Annotated in this window: 13 protein-coding genes; 6 read left to right on the forward strand and 7 right to left on the reverse strand. The window is 71.1% G+C overall.

Annotated elements, in window-relative coordinates; translation table 11 throughout:
- Nucleotides 1-6 precede the first annotated feature (6 nt).
- Nucleotides 7-990 carry an Lrp/AsnC family transcriptional regulator gene (locus ACFWWR_RS00130; RefSeq protein ID WP_383874051.1) on the forward strand — a complete coding sequence of 328 codons (984 nt, stop codon included), beginning with the start codon at nucleotides 7-9 and terminating at the stop codon, nucleotides 988-990.
- Between the two features lie 20 nt (nucleotides 991-1,010).
- Here ACFWWR_RS00130 and ACFWWR_RS00135 read toward each other — a convergent pair whose 3' ends face one another.
- Nucleotides 1,011-1,874: a LysR substrate-binding domain-containing protein gene (locus tag ACFWWR_RS00135; protein ID WP_383874053.1), complete on the reverse strand. Its 864-nt coding sequence runs from the start codon at nucleotides 1,872-1,874 to the stop codon at nucleotides 1,011-1,013.
- A gap of 182 nt (nucleotides 1,875-2,056) precedes the next feature.
- Between ACFWWR_RS00135 and ACFWWR_RS00140 the strand changes: the two genes are divergently transcribed.
- Nucleotides 2,057-3,127: a bile acid:sodium symporter family protein gene (locus ACFWWR_RS00140; protein WP_383874115.1), complete on the forward strand. Its 1,071-nt coding sequence runs from the start codon at nucleotides 2,057-2,059 to the stop codon at nucleotides 3,125-3,127.
- Here the strand turns inward: ACFWWR_RS00140 and ACFWWR_RS00145 are convergent.
- Nucleotides 3,063-4,292, reverse strand: coding sequence for a DUF4185 domain-containing protein (locus ACFWWR_RS00145; RefSeq protein ID WP_383874056.1), 1,230 nt, complete (start codon nucleotides 4,290-4,292; stop codon nucleotides 3,063-3,065). The genes ACFWWR_RS00140 and ACFWWR_RS00145 overlap by 65 nt on opposite strands.
- A gap of 326 nt (nucleotides 4,293-4,618) precedes the next feature.
- Here ACFWWR_RS00145 and ACFWWR_RS00150 point away from each other — a divergent pair, with 326 nt between their 5' ends.
- Entirely contained in the window at nucleotides 4,619-5,164 is a 546-nt protein-coding gene (locus ACFWWR_RS00150; RefSeq protein WP_384301090.1) for an isochorismatase family protein, read from the forward strand.
- 71 nt (nucleotides 5,165-5,235) lie between these two features.
- Here the strand turns inward: ACFWWR_RS00150 and fdhD are convergent, their stop codons facing one another.
- From fdhD to ACFWWR_RS00175, 5 genes are read right to left on the reverse strand one after another with little or no spacing between them, the layout of a single operon-like run.
- Nucleotides 5,236-6,084: a formate dehydrogenase accessory sulfurtransferase FdhD gene (gene fdhD, locus ACFWWR_RS00155; protein ID WP_383874061.1), complete on the reverse strand. Its 849-nt coding sequence runs from the start codon at nucleotides 6,082-6,084 to the stop codon at nucleotides 5,236-5,238.
- 6 nt (nucleotides 6,085-6,090) lie between these two features.
- Nucleotides 6,091-6,951, reverse strand: coding sequence for a 2Fe-2S iron-sulfur cluster-binding protein (locus ACFWWR_RS00160; RefSeq protein WP_383874064.1), 861 nt, complete (start codon nucleotides 6,949-6,951; stop codon nucleotides 6,091-6,093).
- Nucleotides 6,948-8,780 carry an NAD(P)H-dependent oxidoreductase subunit E gene (locus tag ACFWWR_RS00165; RefSeq protein WP_384301094.1) on the reverse strand — a complete coding sequence of 611 codons (1,833 nt, stop codon included), beginning with the start codon at nucleotides 8,778-8,780 and terminating at the stop codon, nucleotides 6,948-6,950. The genes ACFWWR_RS00160 and ACFWWR_RS00165 overlap by 4 nt, the downstream gene beginning before the upstream one ends.
- Nucleotides 8,781-8,784: 4 nt before the next feature.
- Nucleotides 8,785-10,710, reverse strand: a complete 1,926-nt coding sequence (locus ACFWWR_RS00170) for a molybdopterin oxidoreductase family protein (RefSeq protein ID WP_384301098.1) — start codon at nucleotides 10,708-10,710, stop codon at nucleotides 8,785-8,787.
- Entirely contained in the window at nucleotides 10,707-11,678 is a 972-nt protein-coding gene (locus ACFWWR_RS00175) for a 2-dehydropantoate 2-reductase (protein WP_383874071.1), read from the reverse strand. The genes ACFWWR_RS00170 and ACFWWR_RS00175 overlap by 4 nt, the downstream gene beginning before the upstream one ends.
- A 223-nt stretch (nucleotides 11,679-11,901) precedes the next feature.
- Between ACFWWR_RS00175 and ACFWWR_RS00180 the strand changes: the two genes are divergently transcribed.
- The 3 genes from ACFWWR_RS00180 to ACFWWR_RS00190 all read left to right on the forward strand — a co-directional run bounded on the left by ACFWWR_RS00180 (nucleotide 11,902) and on the right by ACFWWR_RS00190 (nucleotide 14,427).
- Nucleotides 11,902-13,236 carry an OFA family MFS transporter gene (locus ACFWWR_RS00180; RefSeq protein WP_384301100.1) on the forward strand — a complete coding sequence of 445 codons (1,335 nt, stop codon included), beginning with the start codon at nucleotides 11,902-11,904 and terminating at the stop codon, nucleotides 13,234-13,236.
- Nucleotides 13,205-13,339 carry a hypothetical protein gene (locus tag ACFWWR_RS00185; RefSeq protein ID WP_383874077.1) on the forward strand — a complete coding sequence of 45 codons (135 nt, stop codon included), beginning with the start codon at nucleotides 13,205-13,207 and terminating at the stop codon, nucleotides 13,337-13,339. Before ACFWWR_RS00180 ends, ACFWWR_RS00185 begins: the two co-directional genes overlap by 32 nt.
- Before the next feature lie 146 nt (nucleotides 13,340-13,485).
- A complete protein-coding gene (locus tag ACFWWR_RS00190; RefSeq protein WP_384301102.1) occupies nucleotides 13,486-14,427 on the forward strand; it encodes a beta-ketoacyl-ACP synthase III in 942 nt (313 codons plus the stop codon).
- Nucleotides 14,428-14,458 lie beyond the last annotated feature (31 nt).

Here is a 14,458-nt window from a genome sequence, read left to right on the forward strand (position 1 = left end):
AGCCGCATGGAGATGGAATCCCACACCTTCGACAAGCTCGATCTGCAGCTGCTTGACGCGCTGGAGGTGAACGGCCGCGCCTCCTTCAGCCGGCTCGGGGCGGTGCTCGGTGTCTCCGACCAGACCGTCGCGCGCCGCTACCGCAGGCTGTGCGCGGAGGGCGGCGGCCTCAGGGTCGTCGCCGTCCGGGACGCCGAACGCCTCGGGCAGGACCAGTGGACCCTGCGGCTGCGCTGCGTCCCCGACAGCGCCCTGGCCGTCGCGGACGCGCTCGCCAAGCGCCCCGACACCAGCTGGATCGGCATCGCCGCGGGCGGCACCGAGGTGATCTTCGGTACCCGGCCGCGCAGCGCCGGTGACCGCGACGACCTGATGCTCGGCAAACTCCCGCGCACCCCGCGCGTCATGGAGATCCGCGCCCACCAGATGCTGCACCGCTTCTACGGCGGACCGAGCGGCTGGCTCCGCAAGTTCGCCGCGCTCACCGCGGACCAGCTCGCCGCTCTCGGTCCCGGACCGGTCTCCACCGAGGGCCCGGCCCGCATCGACCCGGAGGACGAGGCCCTGGTCGTCGCGCTGGAACAGGACGGCCGCGCCACCTACCCCGAACTGCAGCGCGCCACCGGCCGTTCGGAGTCCGCCGTCAAACGACGCCTCGCCGCCCTGCTCGCCTCCGGCGCGGTCTACATCGACGTGGAGTACCACTCCGAGGCCATCGGCTACCCGGTCGCCGCCGTCCTGTGGATCACCACCACCCCGGCCGCCCTGCACTCAGTCGGCGAGGCCCTCGCCACCCACGACGAGATCGCGCACGCCGCCGCCACCGCCGGCCCCTCCAACATCATCGCCACCGCCGTGGTCCGGAGTACGGCGCACCTGTACGCCTACCTCAGCGGCCCGCTCGGCCGGCTGGACGGGGTCCAGCACGTGGAGGTCTCGCCGTTCCTGCGGCGCGTGAAGCAGCTCACCTACCAGCAGCCGTCACGCTGACGCCCGGCCGTCACGCCGCGTCAGCGTCGGTGCAGCCGGTCCCCGCCCGCCAGGACCGCCGCCGCCAGCGCGTCGGCGGCACCCTGGGCGGCCGTGCGGCGGCGGCCGTGGACCAGGACGAAGTCGACCCGGCCGAGTTCCGGCAGCCCCGACCGGTCGGGGACGCGCACCAGGCCCGGCGGGATCAGCCCCCGGGAGTGGGCCATCACGCCGAGGCCCGCGCGGGCCGCCGCGACCAGCCCGCTCAGGCTGGCGCTGGTGCACGCGACGCGCCACGCCCGCCCCTGCCGCTCCAGCGCCTCCAGGGCGAGCGCCCGGGTGATGCCCGGCGGCGGGTACACGATCAACGGCACCGGCCGGTCCGCGTCCAGACGCAGCCGCTCCGCGCCGATCCACACCAGTTCGTCGTGCCAGACCAGTTGTCCGCGCGGATCCTCGGGACGCCGCTTCGCCAGCACCAGGTCCAGCTTCCCGGCCGTCAACTGCTCGTGCAGCGTGCCCGACAGCTCGACCGTCAGCTCCAGGTCGACCTCGGGATGGTCGTGCCGGAAGCCTTCCAGGATCTCCGGCAGCCGGGTCAGGACGAAGTCCTCCGACGCCCCGAACCGCAGCCGGCCGCGCACCCGCGTCCCCGTGAAGAACGCCGTCGCCTGCTCGTGCACCTCCAGGATCCGGCGCGCGAAGCCGAGCATCGCCTCGCCATCCTCCGTGAGCTCCACGGAGTGGGTGTCCCGGGTGAACAACTGCCGCCCGGCGGCGTCCTCCAGCCGCCGCACGTGCTGGCTGACGGTGGACTGGCGCAGCCCCAGCCGCCGGGCGGCCTGCGTGAAGCTGAGCGTCTGCGCCACCGCGAGGAACGTACGCAGCTGGGAGGGGTCGTACACGGACGCCAGGCTATCGCGGAACGTGATGACAGTGAGTGCGGTGTACGGGATTCCCGATCGCCGGGTTCGAGAGCAGGATGGAGCGGGGACCCGTGACCCTCCGCACCGCACCGACAGCACCGACAGCACCGACAGCACCGAGTAAGTGGAGCACCGTGAAACGCCTGCGATGGCCGAGCTGGATGCCGATCGACCCGTACATCCTGCTGCTGCTCGGGACGGTGGGCCTCGCGGCTCTCCTCCCCGCCCGCGGGACGGCGGCCGACGTGGCCTCCGGCGCCTCGACGGCCGCGATCGCCTTCCTCTTCTTCCTCTACGGCGCCCGCCTGTCCACCCGTGAGGCGCTGGACGGGCTCAAACACTGGCGGCTCCACGTCACCGTCCTGGCCTGCACGTTCGTCGTGTTCCCGCTGCTGGGCCTGGCCGCCCGCGGATTCGTCCCCGTCTTTTTGACCCACCCGCTCTACCAGGGCCTGCTCTTCCTCACTCTCGTCCCCTCGACGATCCAGTCGTCGATCGCCTTCACCTCGATGGCCCGCGGCAACGTGCCCGCCGCGATCTGCGCCGGCTCCTTCTCCTCCCTGGTGGGGATCGTCGTCACCCCGCTGCTGGCGGCCGCCCTGCTCGGCAGCAGCGCCGGCGGGTTCTCCGCCGACTCCCTGCTGGAGATCGTGCTCCAGCTCCTGGTGCCGTTCCTCGCCGGGCAACTGCTGCGCCGCTGGATCGGCGGCTTCGTCACCCGGCACAAGAAGGTCCTCGGCCTGGTCGACCGCGGCTCGATCCTCCTCGTCGTCTACACGGCGTTCAGCGAGGGCATGGTCCAGGGCGTCTGGCACCAGGTCAGCCCCCTCAGGCTGGCCGGCCTGCTGGGCGTGGAGGTGGTGATCCTCGCCGTGATGCTCGCGCTGACCTGGTACGGCGCCAAGGCGCTCCGCTTCGACCGCGAGGACCGGATCGCGATCCAGTTCGCGGGCTCGAAGAAGTCCCTCGCCTCCGGACTGCCCATGGCGAGCGTCCTGTTCGGCGCGCACGCCTCACTTGCCGTGCTGCCACTGATGCTCTTCCACCAGATGCAGCTGATGGTGTGCGCGGTGATCGCCAAGCGCCGCTCGCAAGACCCCTACGACGGCCACGACGGCCGTGACGCCCGCGAGGCCCACGACGCCGACGGCGCCGCCCACGAGGAGGTCACCGCGCCGGCTTCAGCCGCAGGGTCACGAACCGCGGTCGGTACAGGGAAACGTTCCGATTGAGCTGCGCCGCCGCGCCCGTCGCCTCCAGCCAGTTGACGTCGTAGCTCAGCACCAGCCGTCCGTCGTCGCCGAGTTCCGGATGCGCCTGGGGGTTGTAGGCGGCGACCTGCCCCTGCGGCAGCGACGGGGTGAAGTCCTTCGCCGGGCCGTACCAGGGCCCGGTGGGCGAGCAGGCCCAGTACGAGGTCACCGTGGTCAGCCCGCGCGCCCCCGCCGCCATCGTGAACAGCACGTACGTCCCGCCCTGCCGCACCACGGAGAACGCGCTGCCCACCCCGGTGCGCCGCCCGTCCCCCAGCACCGCCCCCGGACGGGCACGCGCCGCCCACTCCGAGCCGTCCCAGTACTCCCAGGCGGCGGGGTCCGCGAGACCGCCCTCGGGCACCCGCGCCACGTACGCGTGTGAGACGGGCCGGGAGGCGGCCTGGCCGTCGTCGCCGCCGAACACGTACGTCCAGCCGCCCTTCTCGACCAGCGTCGTACCGAACAGCACCCGCCGGGACGGATCCTGGACGGGCCGCTGGTCGAGCACCTCGACCACCGACTCGACCCGCAGGTCGGGCAGGGACAGCGTGGCGACCTCGGTGGCGGTGGGCACCCCGTAGATCCACGGCGCCGGTCCCGCCGTCCGCACCCACAGCAGTACCCGCAGCACCTGTTCGTCGGAGCCGGGGGAGCGCGGCTCGACGCGGGCCGCGACCGGCCAACGCCACTGGTTGGGGCCCGGGTCGGGGAAGAGCGGGGCGGGCAGCGTGCCGGCGAGCCGCCCGTCGTCCATCAGCACGGCCGAGTTGCGCACCATGGGGGCCGTCCCGTCCCGCCACGCGTACGACTCGCCGACCGGGTTGGGCGGCCCGTGCACCTGGCCGAGGTAGGTGTCCGAGAACAGCCACAGCAGCCGTCCGTCCGGCAGCCGCACGGAGTGGGTGCCGTCGCCGCCGGTCCAGTCGTCGGTACGGGTCGCGTCGTCGCCGTAGCGGGCGAACTCGGTGGTCAGAGGGTCGTCCGTCGACCACGAGCCGACGGTATGCGGTATACAGTCTCCCGAATTCTGTCGTTCGTCGTCTTCCGGTAGCGCGCTGAGCAGCACCGCCGCGAGAACCAGGGTCAGCAGCAGGCCGACCACGGTCCCCGTCCGCTGTCGTGCTCGTCCGTCCTCGGGCACGCTCCCGGACGTTAGCGCCTGTTGCTCACGTGGTCCATGGGCAGCCACAGGACGGCGTTCCCCGCAAGTGCGCTCCCGGCCTTGATCTACTCGCCGCCCTCTTCCGGTCCGAACACTCCGGACATGGCATGTCTGACGGGCAGCCGTACTCGTTCTCCAGTGCGAACACGCCGTGCACCGCGGGCTTCAGGGTGCCGTCCGCGAACATCCGCCACAGCTCACGACGCCACCGCTCGCACCGCCATCGGCTGCCGAACGTGACCAGTTCATCGGCCTGTTGATCCGGATTTCCGGTACGGACGGCTGACGACGGATAACGTTCCGTCATGAACGCACCTCACCCCGCCGATTCACGGCTCGCGCTCGACCCCGCGCGCACCGCCCTCGTGCTCGTCGACCTGATGGAACGCATCGTCGCGCTGCCCCTGGAGCCCCGCAAGGGAAACGAACTCCTGGCAACGTCCGAGGAGTTGGCGGCCGGCTTCCGCTCGGTCGGCGCGCTCGTCGTGCTCGTCCGGGTCGAGCGTCCCGGTGTCGCCGAACAGCCGGCCGGCAGCGGGCTGGCGCCCGGCCTGCTCAGGGAGGGCGACATCGAGATCGTGAAGCGGACGATCGGCGGCTTCCAGGGCACCGGCCTGGACGAACGCCTGCGGGAACACGGCGTCACCACGCTCGTGTTCGGCGGCATCGCCACCAACCTCGGTGTCGAGTCCACCGCCCGCGCCGCCGGCGACCTCGGCTACGACCTGGTCTTCGTCGAGGATGCCATGGCCGCGTTCACCGCCGCCGAGCACGAGGCGTCGGTGCGCCTCGACTTCCCGAGGCTGGGGACGGTCGTGACCGCCGCCGAGGTGCGCTTCAGCACGGGGTGAGGCGGGGCCCCTGCGGCGCAGGGGGCGCTCCCCGCCGGTCGGGGCCCCGCCGCCGTGTCGCGGGGAGCCGGTCAGCCCTGGGCGGCCGCAGCCTGCAGAGCGATGCGGCCCTCGCCCGCGTACACGTTCATGGAACTGCCCCGCAGGAAGCCCACCAGGGTCAGTCCCGCCTCCGCCGCCAGGTCCACGGCCAGCGACGAGGGTGCCGAAACCGCCGCGAGGACCGGGATGCCGGCCATCACGGCCTTCTGCGCCAGCTCGAAGGAGGCCCGGCCCGACACCAGCAGGATCGTGCGGGACAGCGGCAGGTCCCCGTTCTGCAGGGCACGGCCGACCAGCTTGTCGACCGCGTTGTGCCGGCCCACGTCCTCGCGTATGTCGAGCAGCTCGCCGTCCTCGGTGAACAGGGCCGCCGCGTGCAGGCCCCCGGTCCGGTCGAAGACCCGCTGGGCCGCGCGGAGCCGGTCGGGGAGGCTCGCGAGCAGTTCGGGCCCGACGCGGACCGGGGGAGTGTCGGCGATGGGCCAGCGCGCGGTCGTACGGACGGCGTCGAGACTCGCCTTGCCGCACAGGCCGCAGGACGAGGTGGTGTAGACGTTCCGTTCGAGCGTGATGTCGGGCATCGTCACGCCCGGGGCGGTCTTCACGTCCACCACGTTGTACGTGTTCGAGCCGTCTGCGGTCGCCCCCGCGCAGTAGACGATGTGCAGCAGATCGGATGCGGCCGCCAGGACACCCTCGCTGACCAGGAAACCGGCGGCGAGCGCGAAGTCGTCACCCGGTGTGCGCATGGTGATCGCGAGCGGCTTGCCGTTCAGCCGGATCTCCAGCGGTTCCTCGGCGACGAGCGTGTCCGGGCGGCTGGAGACCACCCCGTCCCGGATCCGGATCACCTTGCGTCGTTCCGTGACTCGTCCCATGTCTGATCAGCCCCGGTTCTGTACGTGCTGGTAGCCGAAACGGCCCTTGATGCAGAGGTTGCCGTGGGTCACCGGGTTGTCGTGCGGCGAGGTGACCTTCACGATCTCATTGTCCTGCACGTGGAGCGTGAGGTTGCAGCCCACTCCGCAGTAGGCGCACACCGTGGTCGTCTCGGTCTGCGCCGACTCGTCCCACGTACCCGCCGCCCGCATGTCGAACTCCGACTTGAAGGACAGGGCTCCCGTGGGACACACCTCGATGCAGTTGCCGCAGTACACACACGCCGAGTCGGTCAGCGGCGCGTCGTGCTCGACGGCGATCCGGGCGTCGAAGCCGCGGCCGGTGACGGAGATGGCGAACGTGTTCTGCCACTGGTCGCCGCAGGCGTCCACGCACTTGTAGCAGAGGATGCACTTGTCGTAGTCGCGCACATACAGGTCGTTGTCGACCCGGGGTTCCTCGTCGAGCCGGGCCGCGTCGGGGCCGAAACGGTCCGGCTTCGCCTCGTACTCCTTGATCCACTCCGCGACTCTCGGTGTCGTCGACATGTCGACCGATGAGGCGAGCAGTTCGAGGACGATTCTGCGGCTGTGCCGGGCCCGCTCGGTGTCGGTCCTCACCTCCATGCCGGGCTCGGCCTTGCGGGAGCAGGCGGGGACCAGCGTGCGCGCGCCCTCGACCTCGACGACACAGAGGCGGCAGGCGTTCTTGGGGGTGAGGGTGTCGCCCTCGCAGAGTGTCGGGATGTCCTTCCCGGCCGCCCGGCAGGCGTCGAGAACGGTCGAGCCCTCGGGGACCCTGGCCTCCACCCCGTCGATGGTGAACTCCAGCAGGCGGCGGGGGATCCCCAGCGGTGTCACGGTCATTCGTACGCCCCCAGGCGGTCGATGGCGGATTCCACGGCGTTCCACGCGGTCTGCCCCAGACCGCAGATGGAGGCGTCCCGCATGGCGCGGCCGACCTCCCTGAGCAGGGCGATGTCGTCGGCCGCCGCCGCGCCGGTGCGCTCCGCGATCCGGTGCAGCGCCTCCTCCTGCCGTACGGTCCCGACCCGGCACGGCACGCACTGACCGCACGACTCGTCACGGAAGAACTCGGCGATCCGCAGGAGGAGTCGGGGCAGCGGGACCGTGTCGTCGAAGGCCATCACGACCCCCGAGCCGAGGGTGGTCCCTGCCTCGCGGGCGCCTTCGAAGGTGAGCGGGATGTCCCGTTCGTCCGGCCGTACGAAGCCGCCGGCCGCCCCGCCGAGCAGGACCGCCCGAAGCCCCTCGCGCACGCCCGCCAGCTCCAGCAGCTCGCCCAGCGTCGCGCCGAACGGCAGCTCGTAGGTCCCGGGCCTGGCCACACTCCCCGACACGCAGAACAGCTTCGGCCCGGTGGAACGTTCCGTGCCGATCGCCGCGTACGCCGGGGCGCCCATGGTCAGGATCGGCAGCACGTTGACCAGCGTCTCCACGTTGTTCTCGACCGTGGGCTTGCCGAACAGGCCCTTCTCCACGGGGAAGGGCGGCTTCGAGCGCGGCTCGCCCCGGTACCCCTCGATGGAGTTGAACAGGGCTGTCTCCTCCCCGCAGATGTAGGCCCCCGCGCCCCGCCGGATCTCGATGTCGAAGGCGTAGCCCTGGCCGAGAACGTCGTCGCCGAGCAGTCCACGGGCCCGCGCCTGGTCGACGGCATATTGCATACGGTGTAGCGCCCGCGGATACTCGCCGCGCAGATACAGGTATCCCCGGTGCGCGCCGGTCGCGTACGCCGCGATCGTCATCGCCTCCACCAGCGCGTACGGATCACCCTCCATGATCACGCGGTCCTTGAAGGTGCCCGGCTCGGACTCGTCCGCGTTGCACACCAGGTAGTGCGGGTGGTCGGGCTGCGACGCCGTGGCCTGCCACTTGCGGCCGGTGGGGAAGGCGGCGCCGCCCCGCCCGACCAGGCCGGAGTCGGTGACCTCACGGATGACTCCGGCGGGACCGAGGCCGAAGGCCCGGCGCAGGGCGGTGTATCCGCCGTGGGCGCGGTAGTCGTCCAGGCTCGTGGGATCCACCACGCCCACGCGACGGAGCAACGTCAACGACGGGTCCCCGGCCTGGGGCACCGCCATCGCCGCCGACGGCTCCTGCGGCGCCGAGTCGGGTGCGCTCGCGGCGAGGACCGCCCCCTCCACGGTCGCCGGCGCCGACACCGCCGTACGCACCGGATCCCCGGCCCTGACCGCGAGCGCGGCCGGAGCCCGCTCGCACAGGCCGAGGCACGGGCTGCGCTCGACCGACACACCGCTGCCGAGGCCCAGCCGGGACTCGACGCCGGCGCACAACTCGGATGCCCCGGCGGCCGCGCACGCCAAGTCGGTGCAGACGTGCAGCACGGTGGCGGGGCGCGGCTTGACCGAGAACATCGCGTAGAAGGTGGCGACCCCGTACGCCTCGGCCGGGGGCACCGTCAGCCGCCGGCACAGGTAGTCCAGGGCGCCCTCGCTGATCCAGCCGATCCGGTCGTTGATCGCGTGCAGCCCCGGCAACAGCAGATCCCGGCGGTCCCGGGCCGCGCGCCCGCCACGGGCCCACCTCAGGTCCGCGGCCGTCATCGCGTCGCGGTCCGCTCCCTCCCACGAGGACTCCGGGGGACCGAGCAGCGCGTCGACCGCCGCCCGCTCCTCGTCCGTCGGTTTGCTGTCACCGAAGTGCAGGTCCACTGCATCACCTCACGTAGGTCACGACCGGAAGCTTCTGGACGCGGATCGCCGACGCCTTGAACTCCGCCGTCCCCGCGATCGGGCAGTTCGCCTCGATCGTCAGCTGGTTGGTGTCCACCTCGTCGGGAAAATGCATGGTCATGAACGCCAGCCCGGGCCGCAGGGCGGTGTCGATCCACACGGGCGCGACGACCGACCCGCGCCGCGAGGCGACCCGCACCTCCTCGCCGACCACGACCCCGTACCGTTCGGCGTCCTCCGGGCACAGCTCGATGAACTCGCCGCGCCGCAGCGGGGACGCGAAACTCCCGCTCTGCACACCCGTGTTGTACGAGTCGAGCCGTCGGCCGGTCGTCAGCCGGATCGGGTACTCCTCGTCGGTGAGATCGACCGGCGGGTCGTGCCGGACCAGCCCGAAGGGAGCGGGCGTGCCCCGCCGTGCGGGGTCCTTCTCCCACAACCGGCCGTGCAGGTACGTCGGTTCGAGCCGGTCGGGGTCGGGACAGGGCCACTGGATGCCCTGGTGTTCCTCCAGGCGGTCGTACGTCATCCCGTAGTGGTCCGGCGAGACCGACCTGAGTTCGTTCCAGACCGACTCGGAGTCGGCGTACTTCCAGTCGTGGCCGAGCCGGGCCGCCAGGTCGCAGATGATGTCGATGTCCTCGCGGGCCTCGCCCGGCGGCGTCACGGCCCGGCGCACGCGCTGGACCCGCCGCTCGCTGTTGGTGGTCGTGCCCTCGGTCTCCGCCCAGCTGGCCGTCGCGGGCAGCACCACGTCCGCGAGCTCGGCCGTCTTGGTGAGGAAGATGTCCTGGACCACGAGGAAGTCCAGCTGCCGCATGCGCCGTACGGCCTGCTCGCTGTCCGCCTCCGACTGCGCCGGGTTCTCGCCGATGCAGTAGACCGCCTTGAGGGTGCCCTCCTCCATCGCCTCGAACATCTCGGTCAGGTTCATCCCGTAGTGCGGCTGGATGACGGTGTCCCAGGCGGACTCGAACTTCAGTCGCGCCACCGGGTCGAGGATGTCCTGGAAGCCGGGCAGCCGGTTGGGGATGGCTCCCATGTCGCCGCCGCCCTGCACGTTGTTCTGGCCGCGCAGGGGTTGCAGGCCGGAGCCGTAGCGGCCCACGTGGCCGGTGAGCAGCGAGAGGTTGATCAACGCGCGCACGTTGTCGGTGCCGTTGTGGTGTTCGGTGATGCCGAGGGTCCAGCACAGCTGGGCGCGTTCGGCGCGGGCGTAGGCGTGCGCCAACTCCCTGATGGCGGCGGCCGGAACGCCCGTCACCTTTTGCGCGAGCGACAGCGTCCACGGTTCGACGAGCTGCTTGTACTCCTCGAAGCCGCTGGTCGCCCGCTCGACGAACGCCTGGTTCGCGAGGCCGGCGTGGACGATCTCGCGGCCGATCGCGTGCGCCATCGGGATGTCCGTGCCGACGTTGAGACCGAGCCAGCTCTCCGCCCACTCGGCGGTCGACGTCCGTCGGGGGTCGACCGCATACAGCCGAGCGCCGTTGTGTATCCCCTTCAGCGCGTGCTGGAAGAAGATCGGATGCGCGAAACGGGCGTTGGAGCCCCACATCACGATGACGTCGGTGTGCTCGATCTCCTCGTACGACGACGTCCCGCCGCCCGAGCCGAACGCGGCCGACAGACCGGCGACGCTCGGGGCGTGACACGTCCGGTTGCAGGAGTCGACGTTGTTGGTGCCCATGACGACCCGGGCGAACTTCTGCGCGACGTAGTTCATCTCGTTCGTGGCGCGGGCGCAGGAGAACATGCCGAACGCGTCGCGCGCCGCCGCGAGTCCCCGGGCGGCGCGGTCCAGGGCCTCCTCCCAGGTGGCCTGCCGGAACGGTTCGTCGCGCGAGTCCCGGATCAGTGGATGGGTGAGCCTGGTGTAGGTCTTCGGGGTTCGATCGCGTTTCCTCATGCGGCGCTCCTCGACGCGAGCAGGTCCGAGATGGCGTGCACGGTGCGCAGGGTGGGCACCTCGACGCCGGTGATCTCCGCCAGCTCGACGACGGCCGCGAGCAGCACGTCGAGTTCGAGCGGCTTGCCGCGCTCCAGGTCCTGGAGCGTGGAGGTGCGGTGGTCGCCGACCCGCTCGGCGCCCGCGAGCCGGCGCTCGATGGAGACGCCGACCTCGCAGCCGAGGGCCTCGGCGACGGCCAGGGTCTCGGTCATCATGATCTCGATGACCCTGCGGGTGCCGCCGTGCAGGCACATCTGCCGCATGGTGGCGCGGGCCAGCGCGCTGATCGGGTTGAAGGAGATGTTGCCGAGCAGCTTGAGCCAGATGTCGTTGCGCAGGTCGGGCTCTACCGGGCACTTCAGTCCGCCGGCCTGCATCGCCTCGCTGAACGCCGTGCAGCGCGGCGAGAGGCTGCGGTCGGGCTCGCCGACGGAGAACCGGGTTCCTTCCAAGTGCCGTACGACGCCGGGCCCTTCGAGCTCGGTGGCGGCGTAGACCACGCAGCCGACGGCGCGTTCGGGTGCGAGCACGGCACTGACCGTGCCATGCGGGTCCACGCTCTCGACGCGGTGGCCGTCGTAGGGGCCGCCGTGCCGGTGGAAGTACCACCAGGGGATGCCGTTCTGGGCGGCCACGACCGCCGTGGAGTCGTGCAGGAGAGGCTCGATCAGCGGCCCGCACGCCGCGTACGAGTTGGCCTTGAGGCCCAGGAAGACGAAGTCGACCGGGCCGACCTCGGCCGGGTCGTCGGTGGCGTGTGCGTGCGCGGTGAAGTCGCCGCGTGGGCTGAGGACTTGCACGCCGTGCTGCCTCATGGCCGCGAGATGCGGTCCACGGGCGACGAGGTGCACGTCGGCGCCCGCACGGTGGAGCGCGGCGCCGACGTAGGCGCCGATCGCTCCGGCGCCGAGTACTGCGACTTTCATGCGAGGGAGCTCCGTTCGGTCGAGGGTACCGAGGAACTGCCGAACTCTGTCGACGAAATATTGTCTACAGTATGGAAGTTGTGCCAGCAAGGCTTCGCGCAGGATGCGGCCGACCTGGAAGCCGGGTCGGCGGGACCGTTCGGCGCGTACGGCATACCGCTCATCGCATACGGTCGACGCGCCGCCTTCTCAACGTCCCTGATCCTTCCTAACGTTCGGGATCATGAGTCCCCCAGTCGCACCCACAGGGTGGAGCCGCTGGCTGGTTCCGCCCGCCGCTCTCTCCGTCCACCTCTCCATCGGCCAGGCCTACGCCTGGAGCGTCTTCAAGCCGCCGCTCGAATCCGCGCTCGGTCTCAGCGGCACGCAGAGCGCGCTGCCCTTCCAGCTGGGCATCGTCATGCTCGGTCTGTCGGCCGCTTTCGGCGGCACGCTCGTGGAGCGCAACGGGCCGCGCTGGGCGATGACCGTGGCCCTGATCTGCTTCTCGTCCGGTTTCCTGCTGTCCGCGCTCGGCGCGGCGACCGACCAGTACTGGCTGATCGTCTTCGGCTACGGCTTCGTCGGCGGGATCGGCCTCGGCATCGGCTACATCTCGCCCGTCTCCACCCTGATCAAGTGGTTCCCGGACCGGCCGGGCATGGCCACCGGCATCGCCATCATGGGCTTCGGCGGCGGCGCGTTGATCGCCTCGCCCTGGTCGGCGCAGATGCTGGAGTCGTTCGGCAGCGACAGCTCGGGGATCGCGCTCGCGTTTCTCGTCCACGGGCTTTCGTATGCGGTCTTCATGACGCTGGGTGTGCTGCTCGTGCGGGTGCCGAGCGGCGGGAAGCCCACGGCCGACGGGCCGAGCGCCCTGACCGGACCGCAGGTCTCCGCCCGCGGCGCGGTGCGCACACCGCAGTTCTGGTGCCTGTGGGTAGTGCTCTGCATGAACGTGACCGCCGGTATCGGCATCCTGGAGAAGGCCGCCCCGATGATCACGGACTTCTTCGCGGACACCTCCACCCCGGTGTCCGTGTCGGCCGCCGCCGGCTTCGTCGCCCTGCTGTCCGCGGCCAACATGGCGGGACGTATCGGCTGGTCGTCGACCTCCGACCTGATCGGCCGCAAGAACATCTACCGCCTCTACCTCGGCGTGGGCGCTGCGATGTACGCGCTGATCGCCCTGTTCGGCGACTCGTCGAAACCCCTGTTCATCCTGTGCGCGCTGGTGATCCTGTCCTTCTACGGCGGCGGGTTCGCGACCATCCCCGCCTACCTGAAGGACCTCTTCGGCACCTACCAGGTCGGCGCGATCCACGGGCGGCTGCTCACCGCCTGGTCCACGGCGGGCGTCCTCGGACCGCTGATCGTGAACTGGGTCGCCGACCGGCAGGAAGAAGCCGGCAGGCACGGGGCGTCGCTGTACGGTCTGTCGTTCGTCATCATGATCGGGCTGCTCGTCGTCGGCTTCGTCGCCAACGAACTCGTCCGCCCCGTCCACGTCCGTCACCACATCCCCGCCCCGAGGGAGGAGACCGTCGATGTCCACCGACAGCAGTCAGAGTCCGCCTAGCCGGCGGGGGCTGATCACCTTCGCCTGGGTGTGGGTGGGAGCACCGCTCGCCTACGGGCTGTACGAACTGGTACAGAAGGCGACACAGTTGTTCACCGGCTGACCCTTCCGGAAGTGGTCGGGCGTCCCAGGGTCTGACGGAAGCCGACAAGCGGGGCCCCGGTTTCCTGTGGCTTCACTTGCCGCCGTACCCGCGAGTCACTGATCAGACTGGTGAATCCCGTTACCTGCAATGAGGGGGATTCGCCCATGAACGGCTCGCGCATCACTGCCGTCGGCCATTACCAGCCCGCCAGGGTACTCACCAACGAGGACCTGGCGGGCATGGTCGACACCAGCGACGAGTGGATCAGGTCCCGGGTGGGCATCCGTACCCGCCGCATCGCCGGGCCCGACGAGCCGGTCGACGAGCTGGCCGCGCACGCCGCCGCCAAGGCGCTCGCGGCGGCCGGCCTGACCCCCGCCGACATCGACCTGGTGTTGGTGGCCACGTCGACCGCGGTCGACCGTTCACCGAACATGGCCGCCAGGGTCTCCGCCCGGCTCGGCATCCCCTCACCCGCCGCGATGGACATCAACGTCGTGTGCGCCGGCTTCACCCACGCCCTGGCCACCGCCGACCACACCGTGCGGGCGGGCGCGGCGACCCGTGCCCTGGTCATCGGCGCCGACAAGATGTCCGAGGTCGCCGACTGGACCGACCGTACGACCTGCGTGCTGGTCGGCGACGGCGCGGGCGCCGCGGTGGTCGAGGCGGCGGAGGCGGAGCCCGGTATCGGGCCGGTGCTGTGGGGATCGGTGCCCGAGATGGGGCACGCGGTACGGATCGAAGGGCAGCCCGCGCGGTTCGCGCAGGAAGGCCAGAGCGTCTACCGCTGGGCGACCACGCAGCTGCCGCCCCTCGCCCGGCGGGCCTGCGAGCGCGTGGGCCTCACCCCCGCGGACCTCGCGGCGGTCGTGCTGCACCAGGCGAACCTGCGGATCATCGAACCCCTCGCGGAGAAGCTGGGCGCCGTCAACGCCGTGATCGCGCGCGATGTCATCGAATCGGGTAACACGTCGGCGGCGAGCATTCCGCTCGCGTTCTCCAAGCTGGTGGAGCAGGGCGCGATCTCCACGGGGGATCCGGTGCTGCTCTTCGGCTTCGGCGGGAACCTGTCGTACGCCGGACAGGTCGTCCGCTGTCCCTGACGTGCCCTGACGCGCCGGTACAACGGGATGT

Source organism: Streptomyces sp. NPDC058678 (genome assembly GCF_042714835.1).
Lineage (GTDB): Bacteria > Actinomycetota > Actinomycetes > Streptomycetales > Streptomycetaceae > Streptomyces.